This window comes from Clavibacter michiganensis, from assembly GCF_021216655.1.
Classification (GTDB): domain Bacteria; phylum Actinomycetota; class Actinomycetes; order Actinomycetales; family Microbacteriaceae; genus Clavibacter; species Clavibacter michiganensis.
Genome location: NZ_CP080437.1, coordinates 2020800 through 2038749 on the forward strand (window position 1 = coordinate 2020800; position 17950 = coordinate 2038749).

The 17950-nt window shown below is 73.0% G+C and carries 19 protein-coding genes; 11 read left to right on the top strand and 8 right to left on the bottom strand.

Going from position 1 to position 17950, the window contains the following annotated elements; translation table 11 throughout:
• Window position 1 precedes the first annotated feature (1 nt).
• The 6 genes from K0V08_RS09420 (at window position 2) to K0V08_RS09445 (ending at window position 7740) form a co-directional block, all read left to right on the top strand.
• Entirely contained in the window at window positions 2–952 is a 951-nt protein-coding gene (locus K0V08_RS09420) for a carbohydrate ABC transporter permease (RefSeq protein ID WP_012039387.1), read from the top strand.
• Window positions 953–1013: 61 nt separating this feature from the next.
• Entirely contained in the window at window positions 1014–2369 is a 1356-nt protein-coding gene (locus K0V08_RS09425) for an ABC transporter substrate-binding protein (RefSeq protein WP_012039388.1), read from the top strand.
• Between the two features lie 81 nt (window positions 2370–2450).
• The gene (locus K0V08_RS09430; RefSeq protein ID WP_079534145.1) at window positions 2451–4250 is read left to right on the top strand and encodes a glycoside hydrolase family 35 protein; all 1800 of its coding nucleotides are present in this window, start codon (window positions 2451–2453) and stop codon (window positions 4248–4250) included.
• A 105-nt stretch (window positions 4251–4355) separates the two neighbouring features.
• Window positions 4356–5906 (top strand): aldehyde dehydrogenase family protein, encoded by a 1551-nt coding sequence (locus tag K0V08_RS09435; protein ID WP_079534143.1) that lies wholly within the window; start codon window positions 4356–4358, stop codon window positions 5904–5906.
• Complete coding sequence (gene rfaE2 / locus K0V08_RS09440) at window positions 5903–7459, top strand: D-glycero-beta-D-manno-heptose 1-phosphate adenylyltransferase (protein ID WP_012039391.1); 1557 nt, start codon at window positions 5903–5905, stop codon at window positions 7457–7459. Before K0V08_RS09435 ends, rfaE2 begins: the two co-directional genes overlap by 4 nt.
• Window positions 7460–7548: 89 nt before the next feature.
• Window positions 7549–7740: a DUF2795 domain-containing protein gene (locus K0V08_RS09445; RefSeq protein ID WP_012039392.1), complete on the top strand. Its 192-nt coding sequence runs from the start codon at window positions 7549–7551 to the stop codon at window positions 7738–7740.
• A 100-nt stretch (window positions 7741–7840) separates the two neighbouring features.
• On the opposite strand, the gene K0V08_RS09450 is transcribed toward K0V08_RS09445, so the two are convergent.
• Both K0V08_RS09450 and K0V08_RS09455 read right to left on the bottom strand, forming a co-directional pair.
• A complete protein-coding gene (locus K0V08_RS09450; RefSeq protein ID WP_043584061.1) occupies window positions 7841–8086 on the bottom strand; it encodes a hypothetical protein in 246 nt (81 codons plus the stop codon).
• Between the two features lie 140 nt (window positions 8087–8226).
• The gene (locus K0V08_RS09455; RefSeq protein WP_167435242.1) at window positions 8227–8367 is read right to left on the bottom strand and encodes a hypothetical protein; all 141 of its coding nucleotides are present in this window, start codon (window positions 8365–8367) and stop codon (window positions 8227–8229) included.
• 56 nt (window positions 8368–8423) lie between these two features.
• On the opposite strand from K0V08_RS09455, the gene K0V08_RS09460 reads away from it, so the two are divergent.
• Window positions 8424–8936, top strand: a complete 513-nt coding sequence (locus K0V08_RS09460) for a DUF2087 domain-containing protein (RefSeq protein ID WP_079534142.1) — start codon at window positions 8424–8426, stop codon at window positions 8934–8936.
• Here the strand turns inward: K0V08_RS09460 and K0V08_RS09465 are convergent.
• The 6 genes from K0V08_RS09465 to K0V08_RS09490 form a co-directional block, all read right to left on the bottom strand.
• Window positions 8933–9949 (bottom strand): zeta toxin family protein, encoded by a 1017-nt coding sequence (locus K0V08_RS09465; RefSeq protein WP_079534140.1) that lies wholly within the window; start codon window positions 9947–9949, stop codon window positions 8933–8935. The two genes, K0V08_RS09460 and K0V08_RS09465, sit on opposite strands and share 4 nt — an antisense overlap.
• Window positions 9950–9952: 3 nt before the next feature.
• Window positions 9953–10411, bottom strand: coding sequence for a hypothetical protein (locus tag K0V08_RS09470; protein ID WP_228510922.1), 459 nt, complete (start codon window positions 10409–10411; stop codon window positions 9953–9955).
• A 235-nt stretch (window positions 10412–10646) separates the two neighbouring features.
• Window positions 10647–11093 carry a helix-turn-helix domain-containing protein gene (locus tag K0V08_RS09475; protein WP_050976387.1) on the bottom strand — a complete coding sequence of 149 codons (447 nt, stop codon included), beginning with the start codon at window positions 11091–11093 and terminating at the stop codon, window positions 10647–10649.
• 101 nt (window positions 11094–11194) lie between these two features.
• The gene (locus K0V08_RS09480; RefSeq protein ID WP_012039398.1) at window positions 11195–12370 is read right to left on the bottom strand and encodes a M23 family metallopeptidase; all 1176 of its coding nucleotides are present in this window, start codon (window positions 12368–12370) and stop codon (window positions 11195–11197) included.
• Window positions 12367–12936 carry a hypothetical protein gene (locus K0V08_RS09485; RefSeq protein WP_079534136.1) on the bottom strand — a complete coding sequence of 190 codons (570 nt, stop codon included), beginning with the start codon at window positions 12934–12936 and terminating at the stop codon, window positions 12367–12369. Before K0V08_RS09485 ends, K0V08_RS09480 begins: the two co-directional genes overlap by 4 nt.
• Complete coding sequence (locus tag K0V08_RS09490; RefSeq protein ID WP_079534134.1) at window positions 12936–14333, bottom strand: MinD/ParA family ATP-binding protein; 1398 nt, start codon at window positions 14331–14333, stop codon at window positions 12936–12938. The genes K0V08_RS09485 and K0V08_RS09490 overlap by 1 nt, the downstream gene beginning before the upstream one ends.
• Before the next feature lie 264 nt (window positions 14334–14597).
• Here K0V08_RS09490 and K0V08_RS09495 point away from each other — a divergent pair, with 264 nt between their 5' ends.
• The 4 genes from K0V08_RS09495 to K0V08_RS09510 all read left to right on the top strand — a co-directional run bounded on the left by K0V08_RS09495 (window position 14598) and on the right by K0V08_RS09510 (window position 17938).
• Window positions 14598–15209: a DUF6668 family protein gene (locus K0V08_RS09495; RefSeq protein ID WP_012039401.1), complete on the top strand. Its 612-nt coding sequence runs from the start codon at window positions 14598–14600 to the stop codon at window positions 15207–15209.
• Between the two features lie 24 nt (window positions 15210–15233).
• The gene (locus tag K0V08_RS09500) at window positions 15234–15557 is read left to right on the top strand and encodes a hypothetical protein (RefSeq protein ID WP_053775336.1); all 324 of its coding nucleotides are present in this window, start codon (window positions 15234–15236) and stop codon (window positions 15555–15557) included.
• 61 nt (window positions 15558–15618) lie between these two features.
• The gene (locus tag K0V08_RS09505; protein WP_079534132.1) at window positions 15619–16380 is read left to right on the top strand and encodes a DUF8175 domain-containg protein; all 762 of its coding nucleotides are present in this window, start codon (window positions 15619–15621) and stop codon (window positions 16378–16380) included.
• 46 nt (window positions 16381–16426) lie between these two features.
• The gene (locus tag K0V08_RS09510) at window positions 16427–17938 is read left to right on the top strand and encodes a TrbL/VirB6 family protein (protein WP_227324743.1); all 1512 of its coding nucleotides are present in this window, start codon (window positions 16427–16429) and stop codon (window positions 17936–17938) included.
• Window positions 17939–17950: the final 12 nt, after the last annotated feature.

Here is a 17950-nt window from a genome sequence, read left to right on the forward strand (position 1 = left end):
CGTGTCGACCCTCACCGGAACCCCCCTCGCCGCGCCCGACGCCGGCACGCCCGTCCGCGACGCCCCGGCGGAGCGCACCCCGAAGCGCCGCAAGAGCGCCGGCGCTCCGCGCGAGCGCCGCAGCATCGTGCTCACGCTCGTCATGGCGCTGCTGCTCATCTACTCCGTGCTCCCGCTGTTCTGGCTCCTGGTCAACTCGACCAAGACGCAGGACGCGCTGTTCAGCTCGTTCGGCCTCTGGTTCTCGGGCGACTTCGCGCTGTGGGACAACATCCAGGGCGTGCTGACCTACGGCAACGGCGAGTTCGTCCGCTGGCTCGGCAACACGCTGATCTACGTGGTCGTCGGAGCGGGCGGCGCCACGCTGCTCGCGACCCTCGCGGGCTACGGCCTGGCGAAGTTCGACTTCCCCGGCAAGAAGATCGTGTTCGCGGTGGTGCTCGGCGCCGTCGCGATCCCCGGCACGGCCCTCGCGGTGCCGACCTTCCTGCTGTTCAGCCAGATGGGCCTCACGAACACCCCGTGGGCGATCATCCTGCCGTCGCTCATCAGCCCCTTCGGGCTGTACCTCATCTGGACCTACGCGGTCGACTCGGTGCCCGAGGAGATCCTCGAGGCCGCCCGTATCGACGGGTCGAGCGAGATCCGCACCTTCTTCACGATCAGCCTGCGGCTCCTGTCGCCCGGCCTCATCACGGTGCTGCTGTTCTCGATCGTCGCCACCTGGAACAACTACTTCCTGCCCCTGATCATGCTGAGCGACTCCCGCTGGTACCCCCTCACCGTGGGGCTCAACCAGTGGAACGCGCAGTCCACCACCGTGGGCGGCCAGCCGATCTACAACCTCGTCATCACGGGCTCGTTCCTCGCGATCATCCCGATCGTGATCGCGTTCCTCTTCCTCCAGCGCTACTGGCAGTCCGGCCTCTCGGCCGGCGGCGTCAAGGCGTAGCGCCCTCCGACAGCACCTCCGCACCTCCCCTCACCACCACGAAGAAGTGAAAGGCACCACCATGTCCATCTCGTTCCCCCGCAGGGCGAAGCGCGCCATCGCGCTCGGCCTCGGCATCGTCCTCGCGGGCTCCCTCGCGGCGTGCTCGTCCGGATCCGGCGGCGGCGCCAGCGCCGACTCCGCCAGCGCCGACGACCTCGCGAAGGCCCTCGACACGCAGTCCTCCATCACCGTCTGGGGCTGGGCCCCCGCGATCAAGCCGATCGCCGAGGCGTTCGAGAAGGAGCACCCGAAGATCACGGTCGACGTGCAGAACGTCGGCACCGGCGCCGACCAGTACACGAAGCTCCAGAACGCCATCAAGGCGGGCAAGGGCGCTCCCGACGTGGCGCAGATCGAGTACTTCGCGATCCCGCAGTTCGCGCTCGGCAAGTCCCTCGCCGACCTCTCCGGCTACGGCTACACGGACCTCAAGGACCAGTTCACGGCGTCCACCTGGAACGCGGTCACCGAGGGCGACGCCCTCTACGCGCTGCCGCAGGACTCGGGCCCCATGGCGATGTTCTACCGCCAGGACATCTTCGACAAGTACCAGATCGCCGTCCCCACCACGTGGGACGAGTACGTGGCCGCCGCGGAGAAGATGCACGCCGCCGACCCGAATCAGTACATCACCAGCGACTCCGGCGACGCCGGCTTCACCACGAGCATGATCTGGCAGGCCGGCGGCCACCCCTACAAGGTCGACGGCGACAAGGTCACCATCGACATGCAGGACGCGGGCGCCAAGAAGTACACGGCCATGTGGAACCAGCTCGTCGCCAACGGCTCGCTCGCCCAGACCCCCGGCTGGACCGACGAGTGGTTCCGCGGCCTCGGCGACGGATCCATCGCCACGCTGATCACCGGCGCCTGGATGCCCGGCAACCTCGAGGCGCAGGCCACCGAGGGCTCCGGCCAGTGGCGCGTCGCCCCCATGCCGCAGTACACCGCGGGTGACACCGCGACCGCGGAGAGCGGTGGATCCTCCATCGCCGTCATGCAGCAGTCCCAGAACAAGCTCGTCGCGGCGGAGTTCGCGAAGTTCACGACGGCCGACGAGCAGGGTCGCCAGATCTCGTTCGACGCCGGTGGATTCCCCTCCACCACGGCGGACCTGAACAGCGACGAGTTCCTCAACGAGACGCCCGAGTACTTCGGCGGCCAGAAGATCAACGAGGTGCTCAGCGCGGCCTCGAAGGAGGTCGTCCCGGACTGGCAGTACCTGCCCTTCCAGGTCTACACGAACAGCATCTTCAGCGACTCGGCCTCGTCCGCGTACTCCAACGGCACGTCGCTCGACCCCGTCCTCGAGGCGTGGGGCAAGGCGGCCGCCGAGTACGGCCAGCAGCAGGGCTTCACCGTCGACGTGAAGTAGCACCACCGATCGACCCGAGGGGAGGTGCGACGCGAGTCGCGCCTCCCCTCTCCCATGCCCTCCCTCACGCAAGGACACGACATGCCCGGCCTCCCCGCCTCCAGCACCCGCTTCCGCATCGGCGCCGACGACTTCGAGCTCGACGGCCGCCCGCACCGCGTCATCGCGGGCGCGCTCCACTACTTCCGCGTGCACCCCGACCAGTGGGCCGACCGGATCCGCAAGGCCCGCCTCATGGGGCTCGACACCATCGAGACGTACGTCGCCTGGAACGCCCACTCGCCCGAGCGCGGCGCCTTCGACACGAGCGCCGGCCTCGACCTCGGCCGCTTCCTCGACCTCGTGCACGCGGAGGGCATGCACGCGATCGTGCGCCCCGGCCCCTACATCTGCGCCGAGTGGGACGGCGGCGGGCTGCCGGGCTGGCTGTTCGAGGATCCCGCGGTGGGCGTCCGTCGCAGCGAGCCGCTGTACCTCGCGGCCGTCGACGAGTTCCTCCGCCGCGTCTACGAGATCGTCGCGCCGCGGCAGATCGACATGGGCGGTCCCGTGATCCTCGTGCAGATCGAGAACGAGTACGGCGCGTACGGCGACGACGCCGACTACCTCCGCCACCTCGTCGACCTCACGCGCGAGTCCGGCATCATCGTGCCTCTGACGACCGTCGACCAGCCGACCGACGAGATGCTCTCGCGCGGCAGCCTCGACGAGCTGCACCGCACCGGATCCTTCGGCTCGCGCGCCACCGAGCGCCTCGCGACCCTCCGCCGCCACCAGCCCACCGGCCCGCTCATGTGCAGCGAGTTCTGGGACGGCTGGTTCGACCACTGGGGCGAGCACCACCACACGACCTCGGCGTCCGACGCCGCCGCCGAGCTGGACGCGCTGCTCGCCGCGGGTGCCTCCGTCAACATCTACATGTTCCACGGCGGCACGAACTTCGGCTTCACGAACGGCGCCAACCACAAGGGCACGTACCAGTCGCACGTCACCTCGTACGACTACGACGCCCCGCTCGACGAGACCGGATCCCCCACAGCGAAGTTCTTCGCCTTCCGCGACGTGATCGCGCGCTACCGGTCCGTCCCCGACGAGGTGCCGGCGATGCGCGGCGACGCGCCCGCGTTCGAGGTCGCGTTCGACGCGGCCGTGCCGCTGGCCGACCTGGTGCCGGACGATGCCGCTGCCTGGCGCGCGACCGACGCCGTGCCGTCGATGGATCAGCTCGGCGTCTTCCGCGGGTTCGCGCTGCACCGGGTGGAGCTGCCCGCGTCGACCCGCACGCGCGTGCTCGCGTTCGGCGAGGTGCGCGACCGGGCCGTGGTGTCGGTCGACGGCGTGCGGATCGGCGTGATCCAGCGCGACCAGCACGAGACCGCGATCGCCGTGCCGCCCGGCCGGATCCTCGAGGTGCTCGTGGAGGACCAGGGGCGCGTGAACTACGGCGTGCGGATCGGCGAGGCGAAGGGGCTCATCGGGCCGGCGACGCTGGACGGCGTCGAGCTCACCGGCTGGGCGAGCGTGCCGCTGGACCTGGACGCGATGGCTGGTTCGGTGTCGTCCGCTGCGTCCTTGGCTGGAGCCTCCGTCGCGGAGCCGGTCCGCTTCCTCGACGGGCCCGTGCTCGCGCACGCGTCCCTCGAGATGGACGCGCCCGCCGACCTCTTCCTCGACACGCGCTCGTGGGGCAAGGGCGTCGCCTTCGTCAACGGCTTCGCGCTCGGCCGTCACTGGACCCGCGGGCCGCAGCACACGCTCTACGTGCCGGGCGCGCAGCTCCGCGCGGGCCGCAACGACCTCGTCGTGTTCGAGACGGGCGCGGCGGCGGATCCGGTCGTGGCGTTCCTGGCGCAGCCGGAGCTGGGGCACCTCGAGTCGTGATCCGCGCCTCCGTGTGAGCAGCGGGGGAAGTGGGTACGGGCCGGGTGGCGCGCGAGCGCATCCACCCGCGGATCCCCGTGGGCCGCCGACCCCGCGAGGAGACCCGTGACCACCGACACCGCACTCGACATCGACGGCCTCATCGACCCCGCGGACGCCGAGGCCGGACCCGGGACGCTGCGGATCACGGATCCGCGCGACGGGTCGCTCGTGGGCGACATCGACGCGTCGACGCCCGACGAGGTCTACGCCGCGGTCCGCCGGTCGGTGGACGCGTCCGCCGCGTGGGCCGCGACGCCGCCCGCCCAGCGCGGCCAGGCCGTGCGCCGCGCCGCCCACGCGCTGGCCGAGCGCGCGGAGGAGCTGGCCGAGCTCAACGAGCGCGAGACCGGCAAGCCGCGCGGCGACGCGCTCGGCGGCGTCGGCGCGGGCGTGGACACGCTGCTGCAGTACTCCGAGCTCGGGCCCGTCCACCGCGGGAAGAGCCTCCTCGGCACCCTCCCGGCCGTCGACTTCTCGGTCCCGCGGCCGCGCGGCGTCACGGTCGCGCTCACGCCGTGGAACGACCCGGTGGCGGTGGCAGCGGGGATCATCGGCGCGGCGCTCGTGATGGGCAACACCGTGGTCCACAAGCCGAGCGAGCGCTGCCCGCACACCGGCGAGCTGCTCGGCCGGATCCTCGCCGAGGCCCTGCCCGACGGCGTGCTCGTCTCCGTGGTCGGCGGCGGCGACGTCGGCGACCGGCTCGTCGCGCACGAGGGCACGCGCGTGGTCGCGCACGTCGGATCCACCGCCGCCGGCGAGGCCATCGCGCGCCGTGCCGCCGGGACCCCCACGCACGTGATCCGCGAGAACGGCGGCAACGACCCGCTCCTCGTCGACGCGGGCGTCGATCCCGCGTGGGCGGCCGCGCAGGCCGCCCTCGGCTCATTCGCCAACGCCGGCCAGATCTGCACCTCGGTCGAGCGGATCTACGTGCACCGCGACATCGCCGACCGCTTCACCGCCGCGCTCGTCGCGGAGGCCGAGCGCTGGAACTCCTCCGGCGACCTCGGCCCGCTGGTCGACGGGCGCATGCGCGACGCCGTGCACGAGCAGGTCGCGGAGGCGCTCACCGAGGGCGCCCGCGCGCTCGTCGGCGGGCACGTGCCCGACGGCCCCGGATCCCGCTACCCCGCCACCGTGCTCGTGGACTGCACCGCCGACATGACCGTGATGACGGCCGAGACCTTCGGCCCGGTCGCGGCCGTGCAGGTCGTCGCGGACTTCGACGAGGCGCTCGCCCGCGCATCCGACGACCGGTACGGGCTCGCCGCGAGCGTGCTGACCGCGTCGATGGAGCACGCGCAGCGCGCCGCGGCCGAGCTGCCCGTCGGCACGATCAAGGTCAACGGCGTCTTCGGCGGCGCACCCGGCGGGGCCGCGCAGCCCCGCGGCCGCAGCGGATCGGGCTTCGGCTACGGCCCCGAGCTGCTCGACGAGATGAGCACCACGACCGTCGTGCACCTGGGGCTGCCCGTGCTCGACGCGGGCGATCCGCACGCCGCGACCGCCCCGGCGGAGGCGGCCGCGGGATCCGCTCGAGCCGGCGCGGGCGACACGCCGCTCGTCGACGCGCCGGTCGAGCCCGCCTCCACCGCGGACGACGCGCGATGACCAGCGAGCTGCGCGGGATCATCGGCCTCCTCGCCGAGCGCCGGCCGACGGTCACGGTCATCGGCGACGTCATCCTCGACGAGTGGTGGCGCGGCCACAGCGACCGCATGACGCGCGAGGCGCCGGCGCCCGTCGTGGACGTGAGCGAGCGGATCCAGTCGCTCGGCGGCGCCGCGAACACGGCCGTCAACCTCGCGAGCCTCGGCGGCACCGTGCGGATGGTCGGCCTCGTCGGCCAGGACGCCGCGGGCGACCGCGTGCGCGACCTGCTCCTCGCGGCCGGCGTCGACGTGTCCGGCCTCGTGCATTCGCCGCGCCTGCGCACCACCACGAAGACGCGCATCGTGGGCGACGACCAGGTGATCGTGCGGGTCGACGACGTGCACCGCGGATCCGTCCACCGCGACGACGCCCGCGCCCTCGCCCGCGCCGCCCTCGAGGCCACCGCGGGCGTCGACGCCGAGATCGTCTCCGACTACGGCACCGGCACGCTGCACGGCGTGGTGCTCGAGTCGCTCGCCGCACGCACGAGCCGCCCCGGCCTCACGGTCGTGGACGCGCACGATCCCGCCATCTGGGCGCCGCTCCGCCCCGACCTCATCACCCCGAACGCGGGCGAGGCCGGGCGCCTCGTCGACCGGCCGTTCGCGCGCGACGAGGACCGCGCCGCCGCGGTCGCGTCGCTCGGCGACCGGATCCTGGCCGCCGCCGGATCCGCCACCGCCGTCGTCACCCTCGACCGCGACGGCACCGTCGTGCTCGGCGCGGGCGAGCCGTACCGGACGCGCGCGCACCCGGTGCCCGAGAAGCAGGCATCCGGCGCGGGCGACACGTTCGTCGCCGCCCTCACCCTCGCGCGCGCGGTCGGCCTCCCGCTCCCGGTCGCCGCCGACTTCGCGCAGGCCGCCGCCGACGTGGTCGTGCGCCTCCCCGGCACCTCCGTCTGCTCCGCCGCGACCCTGGCCGACCACCTCGGCGAGACCCGCTCGCGCACGGTGTCGCAGGCCGAGCTCGTGGACCTCGTCGCCGGCGAGCGCGCCGCCGGCCGCCGGATCGTCTTCACGAACGGCTGCTTCGACGTGCTGCACCGCGGCCACACCACCTACCTCCGCCAGGCCAAGCGCCTCGGCGACGTCCTCGTGGTGGCGCTGAACAGCGACGACTCGGTGCGACGGCTGAAGGGATCCGACCGGCCGGTGAACACCGCCGAGGACCGCGCCGGCGTGCTCGCCGAGCTCTCGTGCGTCGACGTGATCACCGTGTTCGACACCGACACCCCCATCCCGCTGCTCGAGGCGGTGCGGCCCGACGTCTACGCGAAGGGCGGCGACTACACGCCCGAGATGCTCGACGAGACCGACGTGGTGCGCGCGTACGGCGGCGAGGTGTCGATCCTCGGGTACGTGCCCTCGCAGTCCACGAGCTCGATGGTCGACCGGATCCGCGCGTCGGCGCCCGACACCGGGTTCACACGGCCGGCCGGCACGGCCACGTCGGCGCCCGCGCAGCCCCCGGCTCCCGCGGCGACCGCGGATCCTGACGGCTCCCCGTAGATCGCGACCGTCCCCCTGCCCACTGCTCGACCTCGGGAGTCGACTCGACACGCAGGCGACGCAGCCCGCACCCGACGAGAGGACACCCCATGGCCATCGACCCCATCGCGCTCCAGAAGCACCTCAGCGGCCTCGACTACCCGGCATCGAAGGACGCGATCGTGAAGAAGGCGGAGGAGTCGGGCGCCGACTCCGACACCCTCGACGCGCTCCGCGGCATCGCCGACACGGAGTACGACGCACCCACCGCGATCAACTCCGCGGTCTCCGACGCGAGCTGATCAGCCCCATCAGGCCGACGGCCCCGATCCTCCTCGCGAGGATCGGGGCCGTCCGCCGTTCTGGGCACGCGGAGACCGGCACCCGGACAAGCGTGCGGCGCTACGCCGTGAGCGCGTGATCCCTCGGGAGCTCCGCGGCGATCGTCGCGAGCGCGTCCTCGACGGAGGCGAACCAGTCGCAGAGACCGGGCACGGGCCGCATCCGCATGAGCTCCACCCGGTGGTCGTGCTGCTGCACGTAGGCGAGGAGTCGGCTCGCGTCGGACTCGGGGATGCGGGCGTCGCACACCCGCCAGTCCGTGCTGCTGAGCGTGACGACCTCGAGGCGTCCGTCGTGGTGCTGCATGGTCCCCCTCGTTCTCCGCACGGGGAAACGCCCCGTCTGCCCGACGGTAGGCGCGACGATCGATGGCCACGGGGCCCGCGACATGAACCGTCAGTTGCCGGGATGCGGCGACTCTGGGGAGGACGCGCGGGAGCCGGCGATCAGGGCCGGTACTGCTGCGGCTTGTCGAACCCCATCGGGTCGCCGTTCGCCGGGTTCTGGCCGCTGCCGCCGATGCCGACCTTCCCGAGCACGTAGACGACCCGCATGAGGACGCGGCCGAGGAAGCGGAGGACGGTCATGTCCCGACCGTATCGGCGTGGTCGGCGCGCGGGAAGGCGCCGGGCAGGATGGGGGCATGGACCACATCGACCCGCGCCGCCTCGCCGCGGTGCTCGCCGACGCGGAGATGCGGGCCGCGTACGCGCGGGTCGTCCTCGGATCCGGCCTCGACGGCGCCCTCGCCCACCTCTCCCCCGCTCGCGCGCGGAAGGCCCGGGCGGCGCTCACCGGATCCGGCCTCGTCGCGCTCGACCCCGGCGGCACCGCGACCGCGCCCGACGCCGTCTTCCGCGCGATCCTCGCCCAGCAGCCCGCGACGCCGCCCGCCCAGGGCGTCGAGCGCTTCCTCCGCGACGGCCGCATCGCCCAGTGGCCGGCGGGCCCCGCCGACCTCGACGACCTGCTGCGGCACGTCGTCGCCCAGGTGCTGGACCCCGATGAGGTGCTCGACGAGAGGACCCTCGCCGCGCGCCTGCTGCGCCTCACCGACGACCACGCGCTCCTCCGCCGCCACCTCGTGGACGCGGGCCTGGTGCTGCGGACGCGCTCGGGCTCCGAGTACGCGCGGGTGACGGACGAGCCGGCCTAGCGCCCGCGGTCCACGCGCGCCGGTCCGGCTCGCCCTCGCGTCGTCCGACCTGCGCGCGCGATCCCCGGCAGCGGCCTCGCACCCGGCATCTCCGCCTCGGCCGAACGCGTCGACACCAGGGGCCCGCCCCGCGTCGCCCGCGACATGTCCGTCTCGAGGACCGGCGGCGCCTTCGCCTCGGCCTGCTCCGCCGTCGTCCGGTACACCCGGTACCGCGACACCGCAGGCGACTCCGCCGCGACCATCCGCGCGTTCGCCTCCGGCCGCGACCCACCGCCCGGCTCCCCGTACACCCACGCCCCGAACTCGCTCGGCACCCACCGACCCCCGAGCCCCTCGCCCTTCTCAGCCGCCTCGTTCCCCTCGCGCCACCGCTGCCGGATCCGCTCCTCCGACACCTCCCGCGGCACCTCCACGTCCACGACCTGGACGTCGTACCCGGCCCGCTCCAGCTCGCCCATGATCTGGCGCGCCTTCGTGTCCGAGCTCAGGACCGTGTCGATGACGACGTTCTTCCCGCCTCGCAGGGCACGTGCCCTCTGCTCGTCAGCGAGGAATGAGGACTCCGTGTGGAGGAGCGACGACAACTCCATCGGGTGGAACCGCTCTCCCGCCGCCTCGAGCTCCCGCACAGCGGCGGGCTTGATCCACGACTCATAGCTCTTGTCCGCGATCGCCTCCTTCAGCAGCCGCTTCTTGAACTCATCCGCATCGATGATGAGGAAGCCGGTGGCCGCGTCCCCCAGCGTGCGCTCTCGCGTCGAGGTCTTCCCGGCACCCGGTGGCCCCGCCAGCACGACCGCGCGCCGGTGAGCCCCCAGCTCAGGTACCGAAGCCTCAGCATCCGACAGCAGGCGCTCGTGCATGACAGCGCGCGCAGCCGTCGGTCGGCCGGCCCGGTACCACGCAGGGTTGGCCATCGACGCGCTCGGGGCGTCCAGCCCGAGCGGACCGCCATCCCGAGAGAGCTGACGCAGCCTCGTCAGGTGATCGATGTCGCCCTCGGACTGCATCGTTCAGTCGCCAGACGCGTTGACGCGATCGAAGACATCGGCGTACACGTCCATGTCGATCAGCTTCTCGCCGCGAGCTATGGACAGGTCCATCCACGTCCCGGGGGGATTCACTACGAGGTCATCCCAACCTTCCGGCTTGTCCAACGGCACGTACGGGAACCGCGTGAGCTCGTCCACCAGTCGCTCCCGATCGAGATATCCCACTGCGTACCGCTCGCAGATCTCCAATGGCGTCGCCCCGGAGAATCCCTCGACGGGCATCGCCACGTCCCGGGCACCTTCGAGGTGACGCACGTCCTGCCCGTCGAAGATGCGGAGGGCCCTGGCCAGCTCGTCACGGTCGACTCCGGCGTCCTGCAGCCGCCGGATCTCCCGCTGGAGGTCGAGCTCCGCCAAGCGCCAGCGCACCACCGCCCGCACAGCCGGTTCCCGCTCCTCAGGCGCGTTCCATATCCCCATCAATTCCTCCTCATCGAAGTGCCCCGCGTCTGCAGGATCACGAAGCCCCGCGCCGGAACGCACGGCTCCGGACGCATGAAGCCCGAGCTCCGCCTGTCGTCGTCAACGCCGAAGTGCCCAGCACGTCGCGCCGTCCCGATCCCGCCGCAAGTCCTCGAGCGCCGGATCCGACCGCGCGAAGCAGCCAGGCTAGGGCAGGCGACGGGCCGTCGGCCGCCCCCGCGCACCGCGCGCCTCAGCTCGCCGCGCGATCGCCCTTCGGCACGAAGTCCGCGCGCTGGTTGCTCGTCTCCTCGAGGAGCCGCCGGACGGCCGCCTTCTCGATCAGCCAGCGTCCGCCGGGGCGCATGGCCGGGATCACGCCGTCGCGCAGCCAGCCGAGGACCGCCGGGCGGCTCTTCTGGAACAGCTCCATGAGGTCGCGGTGCGTGAGGTGGTCGGGGTAGGCGTCGAGCGGATGCGGGTAGGGCTCGTGCGGCGGCACCGGCACGGTCGACGTCGACTCGAGCCACTCGCGCACCTCGGAGCGGAACGCGATCCACGAGTGCGAGATCCGGTACCCGGGGATGGTGCCCTTCGCGAACCAGAGGCTCACGGTCGTCTGGCCGATCTGCAGGATCCGCTGCAGGTCCGCCGACCGCAGGGTCGCCGGCAGCGCGTCCCAGGTGTCGTCGTCTGCCATGCGCGGGTGCTGCTCCGGTCGGATCGGGCGCGGGATGCTCAAATTTACCCGCCTGAGCAATTATCGTCGCAGGGCCCGGGTGCACCGCAACCCCGCCGGTCTCACGAGGACGCATGCCGGCACTCCCCGCCGCAGAGCGTCACGCCGAACGCGGCGAAGAACGCCTCGGGATCGACGTAGCCGCTCACCGGCGCCCCCTGCGTCTGCGACTGCGGCAGGCCGCTGACGCGCGGGTCGGTGGATCCCGCGACGTCGATGCGGATGTCGAGGTGGCACCCCGTCGACGGGCCGTTCGACCCGACCTTCCCGATCTCCTGGCCGGGGGTCACGGCGTCCCCGACGTGGACCTCCATGTCCGGCTCGTACATGTGCAGGTAGCTGATCGTGTAGCCCGCGGCCGAGCGGATCGACACCGTGTAGCCGCCCGCGGTCGTCACGCTGCCGGCCTGCGCGGCGAGCACGGGCGAGCCGCACGAGTAGCCGCTCCGCCCGGAGGACGTCCCCGTCTCGCGCGTCTGGTAGTCGTTCGCGGGGTGCCAGGAGGATGCGCCCGCGGTCGGGCTCACGCGGGGCCCGTACCCGGAGGTCTGGTCGAAGGGCGCCTTCAGCGGGAGCACGGTGCCGCCGGCCGAGCAGCCGCCGACGGGCGCGGGGGTGGCGGAGGGATCCGGCGTGCCGGACGCGACGGGGGTCGCCGCCGGAGCTGCGGCCGAGGCGCCCGACAGCTGCGCGACCACGTCCTCGGCCGGCTGCTGGAACCTCCGGTAGTGGTACGGATCCGCGTTGATCTGCACCGCGTGGATCGCGAGGGTCGGCTCGAGCGTCGCCCACCCCTCCACCTTCTGCAGCCGGGTGAGGAACAGCTTCGCGCTCGACGTCGGATCCATGCGCTCCTGCACCGTGCCCCACGACGACTGCTGCTGGAAGAGCCCGATCGAGTCGGCGATGGAGCCGTCCGGGTTCACCGCGTCGTCGCCGTAGTCGATGGCGCGCAGCGACGACTCCCCCATCGCGGCCATGACCCCGAGCACCTGCGCCTGCCGGGAGAGGCCGAGCCCGGCGGCGGCGTCCATGATCGCGGCGGCGTTGTCGAGCTGGTCCCCCGAGTAGCCGTCGACGGGCGTGCGCGGCCCGGTCGACGAGGACGCCGCGCCCTGCGTCGTGCAGGCGGACGCGTCGTCGCCGCCGAAGCCGAAGAGCACCAGGAAGACGATCATCCCCATCAGCGCCGCGGGCGTGCCGATGAGGATCAGGATCCCCTTGCCGCCGCCGTTCACTTGTCGCGGACGGCCTGGATCTCGTCCGCCAGCCACGGAGCCGTGGTCGACGAGCGGATGAGGGCGACGTCGTAGTCGCCGTCGTCCGTGGGCACGCGCACGATGAGCGCGTAGGCCGTCGGCGCCGGCATGACCGTGCCGGTGCCGGTGACCGCGTGGGCCGTGAGCCGCGAGGGGATCGTGGGCACGAACGCCACCGCGCCCTGCTGCGACAGGAGCGGCGTCATCTGCCGCTCCCACTCGGACTCGGTGATCCCGGGCTGCGCGTAGGTGCGCATCACCTCGTCGGCCGCGGCGAGCGCCGCCGCCTGCGATGCCGCATCCGCCACCGGTTCGGGCTCCGCGGCGGCGCCGTCGTCCGTCGCGCCCGGGGTGGAGGTGCCGGCGTCGCCGCCGCCCGTGCCGTCCGCCGTGGCCGCGCCGGACGAGGGGGCCGGATCCACGGGGCTCCCGTCGTCGTGCACGGTGACGCTCGTGCATCCGGCGACTCCCAGGGCAAGGGCGGCGGCGAGCGCGACGGCACCCGCCCCGCGGACGACGCCCGACCACGCTGCGCCCGCCCGCATCAGAGGCCCCGCGCCACGGCCGCCCCCGCGCGGAGCCAGGCCCGCTGCGTGGACGCCCGGAGCGCGCCGTAGTTGAGGACGTCCGCGCCGAGGGCCGGGTCGTACGGCACCGTCACCACGTCGCGCGCGAGGGGCGCGAAGCCGTCGGAGATCTTCGCGAGCTCGGCGGGGGCCAGGTCGTGCTTGTGCGCGCTGACCACCACGACCGCGCGCTCCGCGAGGTCGGCGAAGTGCCCGCCGCGCTCGGCGAGGCCCTCGATGAGGAGGGCCGCCGACTCCGCCGCCTTGGCCTCGCCGATGGTCGGCACCACGATCTGGTCGGCCCGCTCGATGGCGCGTAGCCACATCGGGTCGGTCTCGTCGTTGCCCGAGTCGATGAGCACGAGCCGGTAGAACTTGGCGGCGACCGCGTGGATCAGATCCACCGTGGTGTCGTCGAAGCGCTGCTGGGTGGCGAGCACCTCGGGCTTCGAGCGGAGCACGTCGTAGCGGTCGCGGGTCTGGTGGTGGACGAAGTGCGCGAGGTCGGCGGACTGCGCGCCCGTGCCGAGGAGCCGGTCGACCTGCGGCAGGAGGTCGAGGATGCTCGCGTCGTGCGGACCTTGCTCCGTGCTCCAGCCGAGGGTGCCGCGCGTCTGGTTGTTGTCCCAGGCGAGCACCCCCGCGCCGCCGTGCCGCGCGAATACGGACGACAGGCAGATGGTGGTCATGGTCTTGCCGACCCCGCCCTTGCCGTTGACGACCGCGACGGTGCGGGGGCCGGGCCAGTGCTGGCTGACGAGGCGGGTCCACTCGCGCTCGAGGCGCTCGGCCTCGGACGGCGACATGCGGATCCCGAGCCGCGTGAGGGTGCCGCGCATGCCCTGCGTGGCCGGCTCCTCCACCTCCTCGCGCGTGAGGAAGGACTGGCGGGCAGCGCGCCGGGTGAGCGGCGGATCCGCGACGGCGGCCGGAGCGGGCGCGACCGTCGAGGGCATGGTCGGCGCCGGGGCACCTACCGCGGGCGACGCGGCGGGGACGGCGGCCACCGCCGCCACGGGGGCGATCGGCGCCGCGGCTCCCCCGTGCGCGGCCGCGATCGGCGGCACGACCGCCGGCTCCGCGATCGCGTCCGTGCGGTCGAGCTCGCTGAGCGCCTCGACCGTGCCGTCCGGCCCGACGGCGAGCGCCTGGGATCCGAAGCGGTCGCGCGTCGTGAGGCGCACCACCCGCTGCATCTGCTCGGCGATGCCGCGCACGCTCGTCACGATGCCGCGGCGGATGTCGTCCTCCGACGCCTCCGCGAACGGCGTCGCGACGCCGTTGACGGTGAGCACCCCGGTGGCCCGGCCGCCCATGGTGGGCGTGATGGTGGCGTCGATGCGGGGGAAGGCGGGCACGGTCGGGGCGTCGGTCATCTGCGGCTCTCGGTGAGGGGGCGTCGTGCGGGTCGTGCGAGGGAGATGCCGGCGTCCGGTGTGGAGAGCCGGCCCGCGCGAGCGGCGGTGCCCGCCAGGATCGACGTCGGCGAGACAGTCTCATGGAAAATGCGAGCAGGGGCAAGCACTTGCGTCTGCGCAAGCACTTTGACAGCATCACCGTGCAGCGCCCTGTCGACATCCCCCGCCCGGTGGATCACGCGTGAGGCGAGCACGAGACCCTTCGGGTGGGACGGGCAGGGCATGAGCGACAGCGGCAATCCATGGGTGGTCGGCGCGCCCGCGGTCGTCGACGCACCCGCATCCGACGCCCCTCCCCTCACCCGCCGCGAGCGCCTCCGCGGACCCCGCGCACCACAGCCGGCCACCGTCGCCGCCCCCGCGGCGACCGACCGCCTGCCCGTCCGCCGCGCGGACGGGACCGCCGAGCTGTGGTGGGTCGGCGCCCACGGCGGCGCCGGCGAGACGACCCTCGCGCGCCTCGCTCCCGGGTCCCGCCCCGCCGGCCACGCCTGGCCCGCTCCTGCCGCCGGATCCCCCGCCTCCCGCGTGGTCGTCGTCGCCCGCACCGACCACTCCGGCCTGCTGGCCGCGCAGCGGGTCGCCCGCGAGTGGGCGTCCGGCCAGGTCGCGGGCCTCGTCGACCTCGTCGGCCTCGTCCTCGTGGCGGATGCGCCGGGCCGACGCCCCAAGGAGCTTCGCCAGCTCGAGCAGCTCGTCGCCGGCGGGTACCCGCGCGCGTGGACGCTGCCGTGGATCGACGCCTGGCGCCTCGGCCCCGCGGAGCCCGCGGACATGGGCCGCGAGCACCAGCGGCTCCTCGCCGACCTGCAGCTCACCGCTTCCCCCCGCTAGTCCCCCCTTCCACGAGAGGCCCTCATGTCCCCCACGCTCCTCGCGCTCGACGCCGTCCATCAGGCGTCCGCGCACATCCACCACGCCATGGACGCCGTCGCCATCGACGTGCCCAACGGCGACGCGCAGGCCCCCGCCGACTGGACGGAGAAGTTCGGCCGCATCATCGGCATCGCCAAGTGGGTGCTCCTGCCCCTCGCGGTGCTCTCCCTCATCGCGACCGGCGCGATGCTCTTCCGCAACAACCGGCACGAGGGCGGCGAGATCCAGGAGCGCCTCATCAAGATCGGCTTCGGCCTCTTCCTCGGGCTGGGCGCCGCGTCGCTCGTGAGCTTCGTGATCGCGTAGCGCGACCGCCGCTTCCCCCGACCTGCCTGCCTGCGCCGCCCGCTCCCCCGAGAGGATCCTCATGAGCACCCCCGCCACGCCCTTCCACAAGCGCCCGCTCTGGATCGCCATCGCGGCCTTCCTCGCCCTCGTCCTCGTGGGCGGCGGCATCGCGGCGGCGACGGGCGCGTTCTCGGGCGGTGGGACGCAGGCCGCGGCGCCGACGAGCGACGCGACCGCCGCCGCGGAGCCGGCGGCGCCCGCGGCGCCGAGCGCATCCGCGCTGCCGGACGGCGCCGCGTCCGTGTGCGGCCTCCCGGGGTACGAGGAGACGAGCTCGCTCGACACCGCTCCCGCGACGACGTGGAAGCTCGTCGGGACGGTCGCGGTCCCGGATGACCCTCAGGGCGCGGGCCCGGGGGTCACGGGCTCCGACGGCATCCGCTCCTGCTACGCGCACACGGCGACCGGTGCCCTGTACGCGGTCGCCAACTACATCGGGCAGTCCACCGACGGACGACTCAAGAGCCACATCGCCGACCTGGCAGCTCCGGGGCCGGGCAAGGACGCGGCAGCGGCCAAGGCAGGGGCCTCCTCGACCTCGTCGTCGAGCGTCCGCCTCCAGATCTCCGGCTTCAAGATCGAGTCCTACTCTCCGTCGGAGACGACCGTCGAGGTCGCCGCCGCTGTCACCAGCCAAGGGAACGCCCTCGTGAGCATGCCGATGATCCTGAAGTGGGTCGACGGGGACTGGAAGTTCGAGCTCGCGGATGACGGCACTCTCCCCCTCGACTCGTCGCAGCTCCAGAGCCTCGGCGGATACATCCCGTGGGCCGGGGCGTGAAGTGGGCTGCAGCTTCGGCGACATCGGATGTTCCACCTCGGAGATCGTGGCCGACGCGATCGAGCAAGGTGCGAAGAACACCCTCGAACAGCTGATGGACGCCGCGCTCGAGACCTTCGGCAAGGTCGTCGCATCCCTCGGCACCATGTGGGTCTACATACCGGGGCCGCAATTCACGAAGGGCGAGGGCTCGACCGACGGCTACGAGCCGAACTCGACCGTCACCGGTGACTTCGACACGCTGCTCGGGTACGTCGCGTGGATCGGGCTCGTGGTGGCAGTCCTCTCGATCATCGGGTTCGCGATCCTCTACATGCGAGCTCGCTCGTCCGAGACCGGCATGGACAGTCTCGGGCGGCTGGGGCTCGTGCTCGGAGGGGTCTTCCTCATCACCAGCGCGTCGTCGCTGGTCGCCTGGGTCATCCCGAAGACGGCTCCGGACGGATCCACCACGGCCGTGGGGTTCCTGCAGAACTCCACCTGGTTCGTCGTCCTCGCGATGGCGGTCGGGTCGGTGATCCTCGCGGGCATCCGGCTGGCGTGGACGCAGCGGGCGGATCCGGTCCGCGAGCTGCTCCGGTCCTTGGTGACCCTCGTGATGGTCTCCACGATCGGGCTCACGGTGATCCAGCTCGCCGTCCGACTCGGTGATGCCTTCGCGGTCGGCGTCCTGAACGCGGCGACCAAGTGCGATGTGGCGGACGTCGGCGGCAACTGCTTCGGCAGCAACATCGCGCTCATGATGCAGCTCACCGCGCAGTCGCCGTTGGGGACGATCGGCGTCCTGATCCTCGCCCTCATCGCGATCCTCATCTCGTACGTGCAGATCGCCATGATGATCGTCCGGTCGGCGATGCTCGTCCTCCTCGCCGGGATCCTCCCGCTCACCGCGAGCTTCACGAACACGCCGACGGGGAACCAGTGGTTCCGCAAGTCGCTCGGCTGGCTCACCGCGTTCATCCTCTACAAGCCCGCCGCCGCGCTCGTCTACGCGGCCGCGTTCCGCCTCATCGGCACCGACCTGTTCGCGAAGGACGGGCAGGGCATCTGGGCGGTGCTCACCGGGATGGCGCTCATGCTCATCGCGCTCATCGCGCTGCCCGCGCTCATGCGCTTCATCGCGCCGATGGTCGCGCCGGCCGGCGGGGTGTCGGGCGCGGCGGTCGCGGGCGCCGTGATGGGCGGAGCCGGCGAGGCCGCGTCCGGGGCGATCAAGCAGGCCGGATCCATGGCGAGCAGGTCGGGCGGCGGAGGCAGCGGCGCGGGCGGCGGATCCGCGTCCGGACCCTCCGGAGCAGCCAACGCCAGCGCCGGCGCACGCAACGGCACCGCCGCCAAGGGCGCGGCCGCGGGTGCCAAGGCCGGTGCCGGCGCGAGCGGCGCGGCAGCGGGCGGCGCCGCCGGCGGAGCGGCCGCCGCGGGAGCCGCGGTCGCGGGTCCCGTCGGCCTCGCCGCGCTCGGCGTCGCGAAGCTCGCCGAGGGTGCCAAGAAGGCGGCGCACGCCACCAGGGGCGCCGTCGAGGACGCCGCGGGAGAGGGCCCCTCGGGGGCCAGGTAGGGACACGGATCC